Source organism: Streptomyces sp. NPDC000075, assembly GCF_040301925.1.
Lineage (GTDB): Bacteria > Actinomycetota > Actinomycetes > Streptomycetales > Streptomycetaceae > Streptomyces > Streptomyces polychromogenes.
Window position 1 is genome coordinate 1 of sequence record NZ_JBEPFL010000023.1, and the last position, 18,174, is coordinate 18,174.

Consider the following 18,174-nt stretch of genomic DNA (forward strand, 5'->3'; position numbering starts at 1 on the left):
CGTTCGTCGCCCTCGCCGCGGCGCCCGCCGCCGCCGAGCCCCGGGGCGGACCGGCCACGCCGGACGGGCACTGTGCCGGCCTGTCACGGCTGAAGGTGCCCGGAGCCGAACTCCAGGCCCCGTCCTGCCTGGACGAGCTGACCACGGCCGGGACCGTCGCCTCGGGGCACACGGACCAGGCCGACTGGGCCGGGCTGACCCCGGCCGGCCTGAGCGTGCCGAGCGGTGTGCCCGGCGTCCAGATCGACGGGTATTTCCCCGACTCCTCCACCACCAACGCCCACCACGGCTGGAACCACGACGCCCAGTTCGTGATCCGCCTGCCGGACCACTGGAACGGCGGACTGGTCATCACCGGCTCCCCCGGAGTGCGCGCGCAGTACGCCAACGACCGGGCCATCGGCGACTGGGTCCTGTCCCGCGGCTACGCCTTCGCGGCGACCGACAAGGGCAACACGGGCACCGCCTTCCACCGCGACGGCCGGACGCCGGGGGACGCGATCGCCGAGTGGAACGTACGCGTCACCCAGCTGGCCCGCGCCGCCCGCGCCGTCGTCGCCCAGCGCTACCGGCGGCCACCCTCCCGCACCCTGGCCACCGGCATGTCCAACGGCGGCTACCTGGTGCGCTGGCAGTTGGAGAACCATCCCGAGCTGTACGACGGCGGCGTCGACTGGGAAGGCACCCTCTGGCGGGAGCAGGGGCCGAACCTGCTCACCTTCCTGCCGCCGGCCCTCGCTGCCTACCCCCGCTACGCCGCCGGGGGCGCGGGCGCGGAGCGGGCGCGGCAGGAGATGATCGCGGCCGGCTTCCCGGCCGGCTCGGAGTTCCTGTGGCCCTTCCACCACCGCTACTACTGGGACCTGACCCAGCGCATCTACCGCGAGGAGCTGGACCCCGGCTACGACGGCGCGCAGGAGGCGGGCACCCCGTTCTGCGCGCCGGGCACCCCCGCCTGCGACGCGGACTACGCCTACGGCCTGAGGCCGCGGAGCGTCCACGACGCCGTGGCGAAGATCGCGCTGACAGGCCGGATCGGCAAACCCCTCATCACGCTGCACGGCACGCTGGACGTCCTCCTGCCCATCAGCCAGGACTCGGACGTGTACGCGCGGATGGTCGCCGACGCGGGGCGCGGCCGTCTCCTGCGCTACTACCGGGTCGAGGGCGGAACGCACGTCGACTCCCTGTCCGACGCCTTCCCCGACAGGCTCCGCCCCCTCCTGCCCTGCCACCGCTCCGCGATGACCGCCCTGGAGACCTGGCTCGGCCGCGGGGTCCCGCCACCGGCCGGCCGTACGCTGCCGTTCCCCGCCCCCGGCGAGAACCCGCTCACGAGCTGCCCGCTCGCGTAGGGGGTCCCGTCCGCCCGCCAGGTCGGTGATCATGGGACGATGCGCGCCGCCCGCCTGATCCGCATGGCCCTCCTGATCCAGTCGAACCCCGGTCTGACCGCGGCCGCGCTCGCCCGGGAGCTGGAGGTCTCCGAGCGGACCGTGATCCGGGACGCCCAGGCGCTCCAGGAGGCCGGCGTGCCCGTCCGGTCGGAACGGGGCCGGGTGGGCGGGTACTTCCTGGCGCCGGGGTACCGGACCCGGCTCGCCACCCTCCATCCCAGCGAGGCGGAGACGCTTTTCCTGTCCGGTCTGCCCTCGGCCCTGCGGGACCTGGGGCTGTCGGAGGCGGCGCAGACCGCCCGGCTGAAGCTGACCGCGACGCTGCTCCCGTCGGTGCGCCAGGCCGCCGAGTCCTCGGTGCGCCGTTTCCACCTCGACGCCCCGGCCTGGTTCCGGGAGCCCGCCACCCCGGTGCTGCTGCCGGAGCTGGCCCGCGCGGTGTGGTCGGACCGGGCCGTCGAGCTGTCGTACGCGCGTCCGGGCCGGGAGGGCGCGCCGTCCTCCGCCGTGACACGGGTGGTGGAACCGTACGGGCTCGTGCTGAAGGCGGGCACCTGGTACGCGGTGGTCCGCGTCCCCGGGTCGGAAGGCGCGGATCGCGACGGCGGCTGGCGCACCTACCGCGTCGACCGGATCACCGCGCTCGGCCCCGCTCCCGGGACGCAGGGGCCGTTCGCGCGTGATCCGGCGTTCGAGCTGGCCGCGCACTGGGAGGCCCGCTCGGCCGCCTTCGCCCGTACCCTGCTGCGCACCACCGTCACGGTCCGGCTGACGGCCGGGGGGCTGCGGCGGCTGCCCGCCGTCGTGGACGGGGCGGCCGTCGCGGACGCCCTCGCCTCGGCGAGCGCCCCGGACTCCGCCGGCCTGGTCACCCTGGACCTGCCGGCGGAGTCCGAGGACGTCGCCTTCGACCAGCTGGCCCGGCTCGGCGCCGACGCCGAGGTGCTGGCGCCGGCCGGGCTGCGCGCCCGCTTCCGTGAACAGGCCGCGGCCCTGGCCGCCCTCTACTCCGGGGATGCGGAGGATCAGCGGTAGTCCTCGGGGGAGCCCTCCTTGCCTCCGTAGACGACGTCCTCGAAGTAGGCCCAGGCGTCCGGCCTGCTGCCGTCCACGTCCGTCACCCCGTACGCCCGGGCGAGTTCGGCGCTGGAGGTGGACTTGCCGTTCCACCGCTTCGCACGGTCCGGGTCGGCGGCCAGTGCCGCGACCGTACGGGCCAGGTAGCGCGGGGACTCCGCGATCGCGAACGACGGCTCCCGGGCGATCGCGTCACGCCAGTTCTCCTCGGTCACACCGAAGTGGGCGAGCATCTGCTCCGAGCGCAGGAAGCCCGGCGAGACCGCGACCGCCGTGCCGTTGTACTCGGCCAGCTCCTGCCCCAGTCCGAACGCGAGGCGGATCGGGGCGTTCTTGGCGAGGTCGTAGTACATGTTCTCCCGGTAGCGGCGGTTGGAGCGCGCGGTGCCGTCGGTGACCTCGACGTGCAGCGGCGCGTCGGAGCGGATCAGCAGCGGGAGCAGGAGCGCCGCCGTGATCACGTGCGAGCGCGCGCCGAGTTCCAGGATGCGCAGGCCGTCGGCGAGCGGGGTCTCCCAGCTCTTCTTCCCGAACACCGAGGTGGCCAGGAGGTGTTCGCCGCCCCACAGGTCGTTGACGAGGATGTCGAGCCGCCCGTGGTCACGGTCGATCCGCTCGGCGAGGGCGCGCACCTGGGTCTCGTCGAGGTGGTCGGTGGGCACCGCGATGCCGGTGCCGCCCACGGCGGTGACGAGCTCGGCGGTCTCCTCGATGGTCTCGGTGGTCCGGCCGACCTCGCTGGCCCGGGTCCGGGTGGTGCGACCGGTGACGTACACGGTCGCCCCGGCCCGCCCCAACTCCACGGCCTGCGCCCGCCCCGCCCCCCGGGTGGCCCCCGCCACGAGCGCGATCCGCCCCGCGAGCGGCCCCGCCGGGGCGGGCTGTGCGGTGTTCTGAGTGGCCGGAGTGGTCTGAGTGGTGCTGTCCTCGTTGCTCATGTCCTCCATCGTTCACGCCAATCCCGACAGAACACGTCACCTTTCGGCGGGGGTGTCGTGCGTCACCTCGCCGGTGCTGCACCGCATGTACGAGCACGAGCTCGGCCCCGCCGAGGTGTTCGCCGATCGCTGCGACGCCTTCGTCCCGTCCCGGGGCGAGCACCCCGGGCCGCGCTGGCGCCGGTTGCGCTGGGCGGAGCTCGCCCGGCGGACGGGGGATCCCGTGGCCGTGGAGGGCGGCCTGCCCTGCCACAGGTCGTTCCCCTCGCTCCGTCAGGCGGGCGGCTGGCCGGTCGGCATCACCGGGGCTGCCGAGGGCAGTCTGGACCGTGCCGACTGGGACCGGCTGGCCGAGATCCTCACCGAGCACAGCCCGCAGGGGGCGAACACCCGCTGCCTCGCCTACTACACCCCGCTGGGCCAGAGGGCGGAGGACTTCGACACGCCCCTCGTCCGGAGAGGCCGGCTCGCGGACGCCAAGGCCCTGTACGACCACCCCGAGGAAGAGTGGTGGACACCGTCCAACCTCTGGGCGGAGGACCGGTCCTGGGTCCTGTGCACGGACTACGACCTGTGGGCCACCAAGCTCGCCGGGCCGGTCCCGCTCATCGAGGCCCTCCTCTGCGACCCGGAGGCCGAGGCCGTACGACTGCCCTGGGCCCACTGATCCGGCCCCGGGTTCATCTCGCGTCGTCCTGGCCCGGACGCTCGTACCGTCGACGCGATCGGGAAACGCGTCGCCCGGTGCGACGGCGGCAAGCGGCGGTCATGAGCGGCGGCGGAGGCGGTGGAGGGCCGTCGCCGTGGTGGCCGCGCCCGTGAGGAGGGCCGCGGTCGGCCAGACGTAGCCGTAGTCGGGCTCTTCGGGGGCCGAGGAGGCCGCTGCGACGGGGGCGGGGGCGGCGGCGGGCCGTGCTGGCTTCTTCGGCGGGGGCTGGAGGGAGCCGACCGGGTCCACGTGCCCGGCGGCGGCGAAGCCCCAGTCCAGCAGGGCGCGCGTCTCCTCGTAGACCGCGAAGGCGCCGCCCCGCTGGGGGTTCATGACGGTCGCCAGGAGGGTGCGGCCGTCCCGGCGTGCGGCCGTGATCAGGGTGTATCCGGCCTCGGAGGTGTAGCCGTTCTTGATGCCGACGATGCCCGGGTAGCGCCCGACGCCGTCCTCGCCGGTCAGCAGCCGGTTGGTGTTCTCGATGCCGTACGTCCAGGTCGGCCGCCCCTCGGCGTCCGTGTCCCCGGGGAAGGGGGCGTCGGTGAGGGCCGCGTAGCGGGCGAAGTCGGGGTCGGCGAGGCCGGCGCGGCCGAAGACGGCCAGGTCGTAGGCGGAGGACACCTGGCCTTCGGCGTCGTAGCCGTCCGGTGAGACCACGTGCGTGTCGGTCGCTCCCAGGGCGCGGGCCCTGGCCTGCATCCGGGCGGCGGTCTGCTCCCAGCCGCCGTTCATGGCGGCGAGGACGTGCACGGCGTCGTTGCCGGAGCTGAGGAAGACGCCCTTCCAGAGGTCCGCGATCCGGTACGTGAGGCCGGCGTCGAGGCCGACCAGACTGCTCCCCGCGCCCACGTCCGCGAGTTCGGCGTCGGTGACGGTGTGGGTCCCGGTACGCGGCAGCGCGGGCAGGGCCGTGAGCGCGAAGAGCGTCTTCATGGTGCTGGCGGGCGGCAGCCCCAGGTGGGCGTTGTGGGCGGCGAGCACCTCCCCGCTGCCGGCGTCGGCCACCAGCCAGGACAGCGCGGAGAGGTCGTCGGGCAGCGCGGGGGCGCCCTCGCGCGGACGCAGCTGCACGCCGGGGCGGTGCAGGAGGGCCGGGTCCGGCGGGGCGGCCGCCCTCGGGGGCGCGGGTTCGGCCGGGGCCGCGGCGGCGGGCGCCGGCACGACGACGACGCTCATCCCCGCGGCCATGGCGGCCGCACAGGAGAGGAGCCTGCGCACTGACGGGCTGAGGGTCATTCCGCCACGGTAGGAAGGGTGCGCCGGGTTCGCAGCCGGGCGTCGGCCGACCGGCGTAGTGGTCCCTGACGGTGTGACAGGCGGGGCGGCCCGCCGTCCGGGCGGCCCGGAGCGGGTGCGGCGGTCCGCCCCGGGTCTCGTGGGGTGGCCGGACCGGCGTCACGCCCGGACGCCCGCGCCCGGACGCCTACCTGTGCGCCGCCCCGGGGGCCCGGAGCGGCGGGACGGGGTCACCCGCCGGATCCGCGCGTCCGGGCGCGCGCCCGCGCGCGGGCCCGGGCACGGGACCTGCGCGCGTCCCGGCTCCGGTGCCACAGGCGCACGGCGAGGACGGCCGCCGAGGCGGCGAACAGGCAGGCGGTGATCAGCAGCCACCTGCCGAGGAAGACGCCGGACGGCAGGCCGGTGCTGACGGTGTAGTGGTCCACCCTGCCGAGCACCAGGGGCCAGTAGACGAGGAGCAGGACACCGGAGACGAACGCGGGCACCCGGACGTGGTTGACGCCGGGCCGGCGGCCCGCACGGGCGCCTTCCGCCGTACCGTGCGCGAAGAGCCGGCCGACGGCCAGGTCGGTGACCGCGTACAGCGGCAGGAGGACCAGGTCGTGCAGGAGCGCGGCCCCGACGAACCACACGGCCACGCCGAGGGGGTCGCCTTCGAACAGGCGCAGGCCCGCGTAGCAGGCGAGGGCGAAGGAGGCGAGGACGAGCAGCAGGTGGAGCGGAGAGGCGCCGTAGCGCCGGCGGAAGGCGGGCCCGGCGGTGCCGGTGGGGCGTGGTGTGTTCATGAGGTTTCCCCGAAGGTGAGGCGGGTGACCCACTTGGTGTTGTGCACGCCGGGGGCGCCCGGGACGATCACCCGGGCCGGGTGGCCGTGGTCGAGGGAGAGGACGGCCCCGTTGACCCGTACGGCCAGCAGCGAGCGGGGGTCGCGGACCTGAGGGCCGCTCAGGACGACCGAGCTGAACGAACCGCCCCGCTGGACGGACTCGACCAGGACCTGCGGGGTGTCCGCGCCCAGGCCGACGAGTGCGGCCAGGTCGGTGAGGCGGACGCCGCTCCAGTGCTGGTCGGCGGTCGACCAGCCCTCCACGCAGGCGATCGGGAGCAGCGCCTCGTTCTGCGGGAGCTCCAGCAGCCGGGCGTAGGTGAGGTCGGTCTGGCGGCCCGCGCCCCGGACCGTCAGCCGCCAGGCCGGGCCGGTGTCGCTGGGGCGGATGCCGACGGAGGCGGCCGTCTTGTTGATCTGGAACCCGTTGGGGCCGGCGTCCGGCTCCTGTCCGTGGGGTGCGAGGACCGCCGTCCGGCGGAACCGGCCGCCGATGCTCTGTCCGGCGGTCACGACGAGCAGCGCGAGGGAGCCGAGGCCGACCATGCCCAGCGCGCCGCGCCGGGAGATCGTGGGGGCGGCCGGAGCGGGCGAGACGAGACCGGCCGCCTCCTCGCTGTCGGGGGCCGGCTGCCGGGGCCCGGCGCGCAGGGCCCGCACGGCCCGGCGCAGCCGCAGGGCCACGTGGACGGCGAAGGCGCCGATGAACACCCAGGCCCCGTAGAAGTGGAGGGTGTAGAAGGAGCCGGGGAAGACGTAGTGGAGCTGCACGTTGAGGATGCCGGTGGCGAACTCGAATCCGGCGCCGCCCACCAGCAGGAGCAGGGAGACGCGCTCGAGGGCCTGGGCGGGCGAACGCACGGGGGGCCAGGCGAACAGCTTCGGGATCACCGACCACAGCTTGGCCAGGAGGACGGGCACGAGTACGACGCCGAGCGTGACGTGGACGCCCTGGGTGACCCGGTAGAGCCAGTAGGGGGAGGTCGGCCAGGAGAAGAGGTAGAAGCCGAGCAGGCCCTTGCCGGGGGTCTGGTCGTTGACGGCCGCGAGGTCCGGCTCGTACGCGGCGTACGAGAGCAGGCCGGTGACGAACAGGACCGTGACGCCGAGGAGCAGGGCGATCCCGAACACCGCCGTCAGCCACGGGCCGCGCAGCGGGCTGCGCCAGAACTCGGGGCGGGACGGGCCCCTCGGCGGGCCGGCCGCCCAGGCGGACGCCAGGGCCGCCCGGAGCCGGGCGGGCCGTGACGGGCCGTCGGCATCCGGCCCCGTTTGCGTGCGGGCCGGGCCGTCGGATGCGGCGGGGCGGTGGTGGTTCGCGTCCATGGGGTCCCTCCGGGACTCGCGCTCGTGTGGGTTCACCGGCTCTCCCCCGGTGAAAGGGACCTGTGCCGCCCCGGGTCCGTACGGTCCCCCGCCGCCGCCCGCCGGCGCGCAGCCCAGCCGCAGAGGACGGCCAGCGCCGCCACCGCGTAGGCGGCCGTGCCCGCGTGCGGGACGGCACGGCCCGTCAGGTAGGCGGCCGCGCCCGCGACGGCGACGGAGAGCCATTCCCAGCGCCCGTCGAGCGCCACCAGGGCGATCAGGAGGAGGGCGTACCAGGAGTACCCGGGAGTGGTCAGCAGGAAGGCGGTACCGGTGACCAGGAGAGCACCGCTCCAGGGGCGGTCGGGGTCGCCGCGCCGGATCACGTGCACGCTGACGGCCGCCATGCCGGCGAGGACGGCGGGCAGGGCCCAGGAGTCGGGCAGGAGCAGGCGCAGGAGGGCGTAGCGGTCTCCGGTGGAGGCGTCCTGGTAGCCCTCCTCGCCGGCGTACCCGCCGAGGTAGCCGAGGACGGAGGAGTGGGAGAGCAGCACGTACGGCAGGTAGAGGGCGGTGAGGACCGCGGCGGCGGGGAGCAGGGTGGCGGCGGCGTCCCTCGGCCGGCGTACGCCGGACAGGGCGCCGGGGAGCAGGACGGCCGGCAGGAGCTTGGCCGCCGTGGCCAGGCCGAGCAGCGCTCCGCCCCAGGCCCGGTGGCGGACCGTCAGGCCCAGGGCGAGGACCGACAGCAGGACGGCGAGGGTGTCGGCGTGGGCGTTGTTGACGGCCTCGACGGCGATCGCCGGGCACCAGGCCCAGTAGGCCGCGGCACGGGGGTCGCCACGGCGGCGCAGGAGCCGCAGCAGCGCCAGGGTGGTGGCCAGGGCCAGGACGGCGCCGCCCGCCTGGAAGGCCTTGTGGCGGACCCCGCCGGGCGAGAGGGCGTGGACGAGGAGGAAGTACAGCTCACCGGCTGGGGGGTAGACGGTGTGGACGCCGGGGCGGTTGATGCGGGTGCAGACGCCTTCGGACACCGGGGCGAGGTCCGGGGCGCCGCACGCCTTCCCGGTGGGGAACAGCCAGTCGTCGCGGTACCGCAGCAGGGCGGTGTCGGCCGGGGCGTGGTCGTAGGGGGAGACGCCGGCCGCCTGGACGCGGCCGTCCCAGGCGTAGCGGAACGAGTCGGTGCTGGTGCGCGGCGGGGCGACCAGGCCCGTCAGGGCGACGGCGACGCCGCCGGCGAGGACGAGGGCGGCGGCGTGCCGGGCGGGTACCCGGCGCAGGGACCACACGGCGGCCGCGAACAGGGTCCAGCAGGCGGCGTACAGCCAGGACAGGCCGGCGGGGTCCGTGAAGTAGCCGTCCTTGCGGACGGTGAGGACCAGCGCCGCGACCAGGGCGGTGACGAGGACTGCGGTGGCGGCGGTGGCCCGTACGGGCTCGGAGGACGACCGTGTCACGGCGCGGCTCCGGGGGTGGCGGGGGCACCTGGGCCGCGCGGTGTCCCCGGGAGCAGCGGTGTCGGCGATCCGAGGGTGGCGGGGGCCCCTGGGTCGCGCGGTGGCGCGGGGGCGAGTTCGGCGAAGTGCCGGCCTGCCAGCGTCCAGCTGCCGGCGGCGCGCCAGCCGGCGGCCTCGGCGTGGCGCAGCAGGGCCCGGCGGCCGACCCGGGCCCATGGGAAGGGGGTGCCGAGCGTGCCCCGGCCGTCGTCCAGGCGCACCTCGCACCGCTCGTCCACCTCGACGGCCGCGGCCTCGACGAGCAGGCGGCCGCCGGGGGCGAGCAGGTGCGCGGTGCGTTCCAGGAGGGCGGTGGGGTCTCCGCCGATGCCGATGTTCCCGTCGATCAGCAGGGCGGTGTCCCAGCGGCGTTCGCCGGGCAGGGGCTCGAAGACGGAGCGGCACAGGGCCGTTCCGCCGCGCCGGACGGTCCGGGTCACGGCGGCCGGGGTCACGTCGATGCCGAGCGCGCGGCGGCCGCGTCCGGCCAGCGCCGCGACGAGCCGGCCGGGCCCGCAGCCGATGTCGAGGACGCTCCCGCGGCAGCGGGAGAGCACGCTCTCGTCGGCGGCGTCGGTACCGGCGCACCAGCGTTCCACCTCCAGGGGCAGCAGCCAGCCGTCCGTGCGCCGCAGGAAGAGGGGGCCGCGCCCGGTGCGCAGGGCGAGCGCGTAGGGGTCGGCCCGCCATGCCGGGACCGGGCCGGCGGGCGGCCGGGAGGTGGTGGGGGCGGTCATCGGACCACCGGGGCAGGGGCGCTGAGCCGGCGGTGGCACGCGGCGAACCGGCCGCCGGGGGCCAGGGCGGCCACTTCGGCGGCGTCGGCGGCGGTGTCCACGTCCCGCAGCCGGGGCAGCAGCCCGGTGCGCAGGCCGGACGCGCGCAGCCGCTCGTACTGCACCGCCCCCGTCTCGGGTACGGACATGGGCACGCCGAGCAGCAGCGCCGGGTCCGGCGCCGCCAGGCCGAGGGCCCAGAAGCCGCCGTCGGCGGCCGGGCCGAACCAGGCGTCGTGGGCGGCGAAGTCCAGTGCGGGGGCCAGGAGTCGCGGGGTGACCTGCGGGGTGTCCATGCCGATGAGCAGGGCCGGGCCGGCGCATGCCGCGAACGCGGCGGCGAGGCGTTCGTCGAGGTCCCCGCCGCTCTGCGGCATCACCTCGAAGCCGGGCGGCAGCCACGGGCCCGGGGCGCCGTCCAGGACGACGACGTGGCGGCCGGCCGGTGTGGCCGCCACGGCCGCCAGGGTGTCGGCGAGCGCGGCCTCGGCCAGTTCCGCCGCCTGCCGGGGGGTGAAGGGCGGGGTGAGGCGGGTCTTGACCCGGCCGGGCACGGGGGCTTTGGCGATGACGAGCAGGGTGGTCACCGGGCGCCTCCCGACCGCTCGGCCCGGCCGGCGCCGGCGCCGGCGGGGACGTAGGGGGGCTCGGCGAGTACCGCGCGCATGTCGCGGACGGCGTGCCAGGTGCCCCGCCAGGTGCCGGTGACCTTGGACCTGCCGTCGCGCGGCAGGTAGGGCACGTCCTCCTCGCGCACCCGCCAGCCCGTGTCGGCCGCCCGCACGACCATCTGGAGCGGGTAGCCGGAGCGGCGGTCGGTCAGTTCCAGACGCAGGAGGTCCTCGCGGCGCATCGCCCGCAGGGGGCCGAGGTCGTGCAGGCGCAGACCGGTGCGGCGGCGCAGCATCCGGGAGAGGGCGAGGTTGCCGGCGCGGGCGTGCGCGGGCCAGGCGCCCCGGCCCTGCGGGCGGCGGCGGCCGAGCACGAGGTCGGCCTCGCCCGCCGCGACCGCCCGGACGAAGCCGGCCAGCAGGCCCGGGTCGAGGGAGGCGTCGCAGTCGCAGAAGCAGACGTACTCGCCTTCGGCGGCCATGAGCCCGGCGTGGCAGGCGGCCCCGAAGCCGCGCCGGGGCTCCGTGACGACGGTGGCGCCGAGGGAGCGGGCGAGGTCGGCGGATCCGTCGGTGGACCCGTTGTCCACGACCAGGGCCCGCCAGCCGGCGGGGATGCGGGCGAGGACCCAGGGCAGGGCCCCGGCCTCGTTCAGGCAGGGCAGGACGACGTCCACGGACGGTCCGGTCACGGCTTCCAGTTCGTTCACGGCTTCCACCGTAGGAATTCCCCGGGGACATAGCGGACATCGACTCCTTACGAAACGCGGACGTCGGCCGCCCGGGGGCCGCCCGCCGCAGACGGACCGGGTGCGCCATGCTCGCCTGCACCCTCGCCGTCGCCCGGGCGATGTTCCTCTCCCCCCACGACCTGAGCGTCGTCACCCTGGTGGCCGTCATGGCCGCCGTGGTGTCCCTGGCCACGGCGCTGCTGCTCGGCCGCTGGGTCGTGGCCCGTGGCCGCGAACTCGCCCTCGCCGCCCGCGCGTTCGGTGAGGGCGGCGGCTTCGCCGCGCCCCGGCGCGGGCCACCGCCGAGCTGGCCGCCGTCACCCGTGAGCTGGCCGCCACCAGCGCCAGGCTCGCCGCCTCCCGGGAGCGCGAGCGGGCCTTGGAGTCCTCCCGCCGAGAGCTCGTCGCCTTGCGCACCCCGCTCGCCGGGCTGCGGGCCATGGCCGAGGCCCTGGAGGGCGGGGTGGCGGCCGAGCCCGCCCGCTACCACCGGCAGATCCCCACCGAGGTGGAACGGCTCGCCGCCATGGTCGGTGACCTGTTCGAGCTCTCCCGCATCCACGCCGGGTCCCTGGAGCTGACCCCCAGCCAGGTTTCCCTGCGCGACCTCGCGGCCGACGCCCTCCTCGGCGCCGACCGGCTCGCCCGCGAACGGGGCGTGCGCCTGTGCGGCGACGACATCGCCCCGGTCCCGGTGGAGGTGGACGGCAAGGAGATGACCCGGGTCCTGGGCAACCTCCTCGTCAACGCCATCCTCCACACCCCCGCCGACGGCACCGTGGCCGTACGCGCCGGCCGGCGGGAGGACACCGCCGTACTGTCCGTCACCGACGGGTGCGGCGGCATCCCCGAGGAGGACCTGCCGAAGGTCTTCGACACGGGCTGGCGCGGCAACCCCGCCCGCACGCCCCCGCCGGGGCCGGACTCGGGCTGGCGATCGTACGGGGCATCGTCGAGGCCCATGACGGGCGGGCCCGGGTCCACAACGGGCCCGGGAGCTGCCGCTTCGAGGTCACCCTGCCGCTCCCGGCCGCCCGCGCAGGGGGCCGGGCGCGGGCGCCCACCCGGGTGCGGGCCGCTTGACCCGGCCGGGCGCGGGCGCCTACCCGATCCGGGCCGAGGACCGCTGTCCGGCGCGGGCGAACTCGGCCATGCCCTGCGCGAAGCCGACCTCGGGGCGCCAGCCCAGCTCCCGGCGCAGCCGGGAGGAGTCGGCCGTGATGTGGCGGACGTCGCCCAGCCGGAACTCCCCCGTCACCACCGGCGCCGGGCCGCCGTGCTCCGCCGCGAGGGCGGCGGCCATCTCGCCCACGGTGTGCGGGTCGCCGCTGCCCACGTTGTACGCCGTGTGGCCGCCGGAGGGCAGGCCCTCCACACCGGCCAGGACGGCCGCGTTGGCCCGCGCGACGTCCCGTACGTGCACGAAGTCCCGGCGCTGCGCACCGTCCTCGAACACCTTCGGGGCCTCGCCCCGGGCCAGCGCGGACCGGAAGAAGGAGGCGACGCCCGCGTACGGGGTGTCCCTCGGCATGCCCGGCCCGTACACGTTGTGGTAGCGCAGCGATACGGCCGTACCGCCGGCGGAGCGGGCCCAGGCGGCGGCCAGGTGCTCCTGCGCGAGCTTCGTCGTCGCGTACACGTTGCGCGGGTCGACCGGCGCGTCCTCGTCCACCAGCCCGGGGACGAGCCCGGAGCCGCAGCGGGGGCAGCGCGGCTCGAACCGGCCCGCCTCCAGGTCCGCGACCGCCCGCGGCCCGGGGCTCACCACCCCGTGCTCACGGCACTCGTACCGGCCCTCGCCGTACACCACCATCGACCCCGCCTGGACGAACCGCGGCACCCCGGCCTCCGCCATGCAGGCCAGCAGCACCGCCGTCCCCAGGTCGTTGCAGGCCACGTACTCCGGTGCGTCGGCGAAGTCCTTCCCCAGCCCCACCATCGCGGCCTGATGGCAGACGGCGTCCACGCCCCGCAGCGCCCGCCTCACCGTCCCGGCGTCCCGGACGTCGCCCCGGACGAACTCGGCGTCCGGCTCCTGCGGGGCCTGCGGGTGAGCGGCCGGAAGCAAGGCGTCCAGCACCACCGGCGTGTGTCCTGCGGCCGCCAGGACGGCCACGACGTGCGAGCCGATGAACCCGGCTCCTCCTGTAACGAGTACGCGCATGCCCGGCACGCTACGGACCCCCGCCGCCCGACGACGGCTCCCGCACCGGTCCGTAAGACTTCCGTCACCTGTGGGCGCCCCGTCCGCAGGCTTGCTCCGTGCGGGCCACGCCGGGACGCCCGAGGGCTATCCGGCGCGCCGACGGGGCAGGTGTGGGGCCGTGACGGAACGAAGGAACCACCGGTACGCGGTCGCCGTAGCCCACCGGGACGACCACTGGCAGTGCACCCGACTGGACCGCACCGCGCTCACCGGCCTCGACGAGGCGGTGGGCGCGGTGCGGGACGCGGGGAGCGGGGACACCCTGTGCGGGCTCTTCAACGCGGACGAGGCGTTCTTCCTGATCCTGCGCCCCGCACCGGCCGGCACCGCCCTGCTGCTGTCGGACGCGCGGGCGGCGCACCGGCACACCCTCGCCGCCCAGGCCCTGGACGCCCTGGGCGCCGCCCTCCCCGAGGACGACGCCCCGGACGGGCTCCCGGCCGGGGACCTGGGCATCCTCACCGACCTGGGGCTCACCGCCGAGGGCATGGCCGCCGTACTGGCCCGGCCGGACGCCCTGCCGGACGACCAGCTGCGGACGATCGCGCAGCGGTGCGGTTTCGCGGGCGAGTTCGACCGCGTGAAGGCATGAGCCGGCACGGCTGACGGAACGGCCGTCGCCCGGGTGGCGGCGGCCGTGACGCGGGGTCAGGGGGCGGGAAGCGGTCTCAGGCGGGCGGTGGGCCGGCGTAGTCGGTGGCGGGACGGGTGGCGTAGCGGCTCATCACGGCGATGTGCGCCTGTGGGGGCAGCGGCTGCCCGTCGGCGGCCAGCTCCGCGAGGTCGCGGAAGTACCGCGCGTACCGGCCCGGGGTGAACGTGCTGAGCATGACGGCCGGCCGGTCGGTCACGTTGGCGAAGGTGTGGGGCGCGCCGGGCGGGACCACGACGAGGGTTCCGGCGGGCGCGTCGTGGCTGTCGTGGCCGACGGTGAAGCGGATGGTGCCGGAGACGACGTAGAACCCCTCGTCGTGCTCGGCGTGGCGGTGCTGCGGCGGTCCGGGGGTGTGCGGGGCGAGGACGGATTCCGCGAAGCCGATCCGGTGTCCGGTGGTGCCGCCGTCCTCCAGGATGCGCATCCGGGTGGTGCCCAGGACGATCGTCTCGCCCTGGTCCGGGAGGACGACGGACACGGCCGGGTCGGCTCCGGGGTGCCCGGGCGTCGAGTGTTCTGTCATGTCCCGACTGCAGCGCCGGGGCCCGGGGAGCGTCCAATACCACCTGGAGATCCCCGATACCGCCCGGGTATCGTGGCCGGTCATGGAGTTGAGGACACTGCGGTACTTCGTCGCCGTCGCCGAGGAGCTCCATTTCGGCCGGGCCGCCGCCCGGCTGCACATGACCCAGCCTCCGCTGAGCCGGGCGGTCAAGGGGCTCGAAGCGGACCTGGGTGCCGTCCTGCTGGACCGCTCGGCGTCGGGCGTCACGCTCACCCCGGCCGGGGCCGCGCTGCTGGACGAGGCGCGCACGCTGCTGGAGCGGGTGGAACGGGCGCGGGTGCGGGTGGCCTTCGCGGCAGGGGCCGGGAGCCTGACCGTCGGCATGATGTCCGACCAGGCCGACGCGGGCGCCCGTCGGCTGGCCGCCGCCTACCGGCGGCGCCATCCGGGCGTCGAGGTCCGCGTCCGCGAGACCGGCCTGGCCGATCCGGCGTGCGGGCTGCGGGCCGGGCTCGTCGACGTCGCGCTGACCCGCGGGCCGTTCGACCAGCGCGGCCTGACGGTGCGTGAGCTGCGCGCCGATCCCGTGGGGGCGGTCCTGCGCACGGACGATCCGCTGGCCGGGAGGGAGCTCCTGGAGCTGGCCGACCTGGCCGGCCGGCGGTGGTTCCGCTTCCCCCCGGGGACCGATCCGCTCTGGCAGGCCTACTGGCACGGTGGCGAGCCCCGTGAGGGCCCCGTCGTCCGCGCGGTGCAGGAGTGCCTCCAGGCCGTCCGCTGGAACGGCACCGTCGGCCTCGCCCCGCTCGGCCACGCCCCGCCCGAGGGGCTGGCCCTGGTACCACTCGCCGGAATGGCCCCGAACCCCGTGGTAGTGGCCTGGCCGGAGGGTGATGCCAACCCGCTGGTCGCGGCGTTCGTCCGGATCGCCGTCGCGGCGTACCGCGGCTGAGCAGCCGTCCTTCGGGCCGCCGCCGCCCCTCTGCGGTCCCGCCCCGGCGCCCGGTCAGTGGACCCGGTCGTCCTTCGGCCCGGCTCCCTCCGGTCCGGCCGGGGTGCCGTCCGGGGTGAAGGGGTGGTGGAAGGTGAAGGCGTGCGGGGCGGGGCCGTGGGTGTGGAGGTGTTCCAGGCCGCTGACCCCGTCCCGCCAGGTGGGTATCGCGCCTTCGGGCACCCACCAGAACACGTGACTCGGGTGTCCCGTCCTCTCGAACCAGTCGTAACGCCTGTTCAGCGCCGCACGGTGCTGACCGGTGTAGACGGCGTCGAAGGCGGAGGGCAGGTCGGTCCAGAGCGAGAGGGTCGTGGCCAGGGCGGTGGTTTGCGCCGTGCGGCCCTTGTCGTACCAGTCCGGTACGGCGAACTCCCCCCAGGCACCCCAGTCGGCGCCGAAGAGCACGCCCCGGTCCACGTCCGCCGGTTCGGCGTGCCCCAGGTACCCGGGGTGCCCGCTGATCGTCCGGTAGACGGCCTCACCACTGGCGTAGAACTCGCGCGTGAGGGGTCCGGTGTCGGCGAGAGGGGACTTCAGGACTCCGAAGGTGTACAGCGCGAGATGGGGCATGTGTCTCTCCCTGGTCGGGGCGTGCAACTCCCGTGCGAGCGTGGGCGATCGCCGGGGACCCGGTGAAGGTAGCCGTCAGCGCGGGCCCTGTCGAAGTTGCGTTTTCCCCGCCCGCGTGGCCCGTCGCACCGGCCGTCGCGGCCGGGCCCGGCCGGAGCGCCGGTGCGGGTGTGGGATCCTGCCGGGATCCGGCGGGGCGGCCGCCGGCGGTGGGAAGGGACCCCCGTGACCCGTAGCGCGCTCCTGGTCGGAGCCACCGGACTCGTCGGCGGGCAGTTGCTGGCGCGGCTGTTGCGCGATCCGCTCTACGAGCGCGTCACCGTGCTCACGCGGCGGCCCCTCGGAGTGCGGCACCCGCGGCTGGACGCACGGGTGGTGGACTTCGCCGGGCTGAAGGGCGAGGAACTGCCGGCCGTGACGGACGTGTACGGCGCGCTGGGGACCACCATCCGGCAGGCCGGCTCGCAGGAGGCCTTCCGTGAGGTGGACCAGCACCACACCGTGCGGGTGGCCGCTCTGGCCCGGGAGGCGGGCGCCGAGCGGATCGCCGTGGTCTCCTCGGTCGGGGCCGGATCCGGGTCCCGGGCCTTCTACCTGCGGGTCAAGGGGGACATGGAGGCGGAAGTGACGGCGCTGGGCTATCCGCAGACGGAGTTCTTCCGGCCCTCCTTCATCCTCGGCCGCCGTCCCTCGCACCGCCGGGGCGAGGGCCTCGGCGGCTCCGCCGCGACCGTGCTGGCCCCGCTGCTGGCCGGGCCCGCCCGTCCCTCCCGGCCGGTGCCCGCGGGACGGCTGGCCGCGGCGATGATCGCCGCGCTGGCCGAGGACCGGCGCGGGGTCCACGTCCGCACCCACGAGGACTTCCTGGCCCTCGCCCCGGAGCCGGCCGCCGCCGGGCCGGCGTAACCGGGGCCCTCCGGCGCTCGTTGGGGAGGCCGGTGGCCGGGAGCGAGCGACCCGGCCGGCGAGCGGAGGCGGTGTGCGGTGGGGGCTGGCGGACTGGTCGATCTGACCGGCAGGTCGTGCCTGGTCACGGGCGCGGCCAGCGGTATCGGGCGGGCCACCGCGACCCTCTTCTCCCGGCTCGGCGCCCGCGTCACCGCCGCCGATCTGGACACGGCGGGGCTGACGGCGCTGCGCCGCGACTGCGCCGACCGGGGTGACGCGTACGACGTGACCGTGGTGACCGGGGACGTCTCCCGGCCCGAGGACGCCGAGCGGATGACCCGTGCCGCGGTGGCGGCGGGCGGCCGGCTGGACGTGCTGGTCGCCAACGCCGGGATCCTCCCGCTGTCGGACCTGCTGGAGACCAGCGCCGAGGACTGGGACCGGGTGATGGCCGTCGACGGGCGCGGGATGTTCCTCTGCTGCAAGTACGCCATCACGCAGATGGCCGGGCAGGAGGACGGCGGGTCCGTCGTGTGCGTCTCCTCGATCTCCGGCCTGGCCGGGCAGGCCCGCCAAGCCGCTTACGGACCCGCCAAGTTCGTCGCCTCGGGACTCACCAAGCACCTCGCGGTGGAGTGGGCGGGCCGCCGCGTCAGGGTCAACGCGGTGGCCCCCGGCACCATCCGCACCGAACGCGTCCGGCGCCTGGCGGACGAGCCCGGCGGCCCCGAGTACCTCGACCACGTGACGGCCCTCCATCCGGTGGGCCGGCTCGGCGAGCCCGAGGAGGTGGCCCGGGCCATCGCCTTCCTGGCCTCCGACGCCGCCTCCTTCATCACCGGCGCCGTCCTCCCCGTCGACGGCGGGTACCTGGCCCAGTAGCCGCCGGCGTCAGCCCCGGTGCAGGCGGTCCATCTCCGCGAGGCCGGTGTTGACGACGGCCACCACGGCGAACACGACGGCGAGCCGGGTGCGGCCGAGGGAGTGGAGCGCGACCGCGGCCGCGCCGAAGAAGAGGGCCTTGACGACGAGGATCGCCGCCAGCGGGATGTCGAACGTGGCCTTCGGCGCGGCGAACAGGCCCCAGACGGTGGCCGCGAGCGCGGGGGCGCCGACGGCCAGCAGGATGCGCATCACGGTGTTCTGGCCGGTGGACCACCCCCACCAGGCGAGCAGTGCCAGCCCGGCCAGCTCCATGAGGAAGGCCAGACCTTCGTTGACGAGGTGGAGCGGGGTGGGCAGCATCGG

Annotated in this window: 19 protein-coding genes and 1 pseudogene; 8 read left to right on the forward strand and 12 right to left on the reverse strand. The window is 76.0% G+C overall.

The features are described 5' to 3' along the window. Positions 1-1,355 (forward strand): 3-hydroxybutyrate oligomer hydrolase family protein (locus tag ABT403_RS24875; RefSeq protein WP_351649863.1); only part of this gene is annotated, 1,355 nt, incomplete at its 5' end. A gap of 39 nt (positions 1,356-1,394) precedes the next feature. Continuing rightward, positions 1,395-2,432, forward strand: a complete 1,038-nt coding sequence (locus ABT403_RS24880; RefSeq protein WP_344158529.1) for a helix-turn-helix transcriptional regulator — start codon at positions 1,395-1,397, stop codon at positions 2,430-2,432. On the opposite strand, the gene ABT403_RS24885 is transcribed toward ABT403_RS24880, so the two are convergent. Next, positions 2,423-3,412, reverse strand: coding sequence for an SDR family oxidoreductase (locus ABT403_RS24885; protein WP_344158527.1), 990 nt, complete (start codon positions 3,410-3,412; stop codon positions 2,423-2,425). The genes ABT403_RS24880 and ABT403_RS24885 overlap by 10 nt on opposite strands. On the opposite strand from ABT403_RS24885, the gene ABT403_RS24890 reads away from it, so the two are divergent. After that, positions 3,411-4,079, forward strand: coding sequence for a hypothetical protein (locus ABT403_RS24890; RefSeq protein WP_344158525.1), 669 nt, complete (start codon positions 3,411-3,413; stop codon positions 4,077-4,079). The genes ABT403_RS24885 and ABT403_RS24890 overlap by 2 nt on opposite strands. Before the next feature lie 99 nt (positions 4,080-4,178). Here the strand turns inward: ABT403_RS24890 and ABT403_RS24895 are convergent, their stop codons facing one another. The 7 genes from ABT403_RS24895 to ABT403_RS24925 all read right to left on the reverse strand — a co-directional run bounded on the left by ABT403_RS24895 (position 4,179) and on the right by ABT403_RS24925 (position 11,087). Next, positions 4,179-5,357 carry a D-alanyl-D-alanine carboxypeptidase family protein gene (locus ABT403_RS24895; RefSeq protein ID WP_344158523.1) on the reverse strand — a complete coding sequence of 393 codons (1,179 nt, stop codon included), beginning with the start codon at positions 5,355-5,357 and terminating at the stop codon, positions 4,179-4,181. A 230-nt stretch (positions 5,358-5,587) separates the two neighbouring features. Then, positions 5,588-6,145, reverse strand: coding sequence for a hypothetical protein (locus tag ABT403_RS24900; RefSeq protein WP_344158521.1), 558 nt, complete (start codon positions 6,143-6,145; stop codon positions 5,588-5,590). Beyond that, entirely contained in the window at positions 6,142-7,512 is a 1,371-nt protein-coding gene (locus ABT403_RS24905) for a molybdopterin-dependent oxidoreductase (RefSeq protein WP_344158519.1), read from the reverse strand. The genes ABT403_RS24900 and ABT403_RS24905 overlap by 4 nt, the downstream gene beginning before the upstream one ends. Before the next feature lie 32 nt (positions 7,513-7,544). Further along, positions 7,545-8,951, reverse strand: a complete 1,407-nt coding sequence (locus tag ABT403_RS24910) for a glycosyltransferase 87 family protein (protein WP_344158517.1) — start codon at positions 8,949-8,951, stop codon at positions 7,545-7,547. Then, positions 8,948-9,727: a class I SAM-dependent methyltransferase gene (locus tag ABT403_RS24915; RefSeq protein WP_344158515.1), complete on the reverse strand. Its 780-nt coding sequence runs from the start codon at positions 9,725-9,727 to the stop codon at positions 8,948-8,950. Before ABT403_RS24915 ends, ABT403_RS24910 begins: the two co-directional genes overlap by 4 nt. Then, positions 9,724-10,353 carry a TIGR04282 family arsenosugar biosynthesis glycosyltransferase gene (locus tag ABT403_RS24920; protein ID WP_344158513.1) on the reverse strand — a complete coding sequence of 210 codons (630 nt, stop codon included), beginning with the start codon at positions 10,351-10,353 and terminating at the stop codon, positions 9,724-9,726. Before ABT403_RS24920 ends, ABT403_RS24915 begins: the two co-directional genes overlap by 4 nt. Next, positions 10,350-11,087, reverse strand: coding sequence for a glycosyltransferase family 2 protein (locus ABT403_RS24925; protein WP_344158511.1), 738 nt, complete (start codon positions 11,085-11,087; stop codon positions 10,350-10,352). The genes ABT403_RS24920 and ABT403_RS24925 overlap by 4 nt, the downstream gene beginning before the upstream one ends. 104 nt (positions 11,088-11,191) lie before the next feature. Between ABT403_RS24925 and ABT403_RS24930 the strand changes: the two are divergent. Further along, positions 11,192-12,191 (forward strand): annotated as a pseudogene (locus ABT403_RS24930) (sensor histidine kinase); the annotation flags it as partial. Positions 12,192-12,210: 19 nt separating this feature from the next. Here ABT403_RS24930 and ABT403_RS24935 read toward each other — a convergent pair. Next, complete coding sequence (locus tag ABT403_RS24935; protein ID WP_344158509.1) at positions 12,211-13,272, reverse strand: NAD-dependent epimerase/dehydratase family protein; 1,062 nt, start codon at positions 13,270-13,272, stop codon at positions 12,211-12,213. 160 nt (positions 13,273-13,432) lie between these two features. Here ABT403_RS24935 and ABT403_RS24940 point away from each other — a divergent pair, with 160 nt between their 5' ends. After that, a complete protein-coding gene (locus tag ABT403_RS24940) occupies positions 13,433-13,906 on the forward strand; it encodes a tRNA adenosine deaminase-associated protein (protein ID WP_344158507.1) in 474 nt (157 codons plus the stop codon). A 76-nt stretch (positions 13,907-13,982) separates the two neighbouring features. Here ABT403_RS24940 and ABT403_RS24945 read toward each other — a convergent pair whose 3' ends face one another. Next, positions 13,983-14,492 carry a cupin domain-containing protein gene (locus ABT403_RS24945; protein WP_344158505.1) on the reverse strand — a complete coding sequence of 170 codons (510 nt, stop codon included), beginning with the start codon at positions 14,490-14,492 and terminating at the stop codon, positions 13,983-13,985. Between the two features lie 82 nt (positions 14,493-14,574). Between ABT403_RS24945 and ABT403_RS24950 the strand changes: the two genes are divergently transcribed. Then, positions 14,575-15,426, forward strand: a complete 852-nt coding sequence (locus ABT403_RS24950; RefSeq protein WP_344158503.1) for a LysR family transcriptional regulator — start codon at positions 14,575-14,577, stop codon at positions 15,424-15,426. A 54-nt stretch (positions 15,427-15,480) separates the two neighbouring features. Here the strand turns inward: ABT403_RS24950 and ABT403_RS24955 are convergent, their stop codons facing one another. Beyond that, the gene (locus ABT403_RS24955) at positions 15,481-16,038 is read right to left on the reverse strand and encodes a DUF3291 domain-containing protein (RefSeq protein WP_344158501.1); all 558 of its coding nucleotides are present in this window, start codon (positions 16,036-16,038) and stop codon (positions 15,481-15,483) included. Between the two features lie 225 nt (positions 16,039-16,263). Here ABT403_RS24955 and ABT403_RS24960 point away from each other — a divergent pair, with 225 nt between their 5' ends. Together ABT403_RS24960 and ABT403_RS24965 are read left to right on the forward strand one after the other, a co-directional pair. Further along, entirely contained in the window at positions 16,264-16,944 is a 681-nt protein-coding gene (locus ABT403_RS24960) for an NAD(P)H-binding protein (protein ID WP_344158499.1), read from the forward strand. A gap of 78 nt (positions 16,945-17,022) precedes the next feature. Beyond that, positions 17,023-17,808 carry an SDR family NAD(P)-dependent oxidoreductase gene (locus tag ABT403_RS24965; RefSeq protein WP_344158497.1) on the forward strand — a complete coding sequence of 262 codons (786 nt, stop codon included), beginning with the start codon at positions 17,023-17,025 and terminating at the stop codon, positions 17,806-17,808. A gap of 9 nt (positions 17,809-17,817) precedes the next feature. On the opposite strand, the gene ABT403_RS24970 is transcribed toward ABT403_RS24965, so the two are convergent. After that, on the reverse strand, positions 17,818-18,171 hold the full coding sequence (locus ABT403_RS24970; protein ID WP_344158495.1) for a YrdB family protein: 354 nt from the start codon (positions 18,169-18,171) through the stop codon (positions 17,818-17,820). Positions 18,172-18,174: the final 3 nt, after the last annotated feature.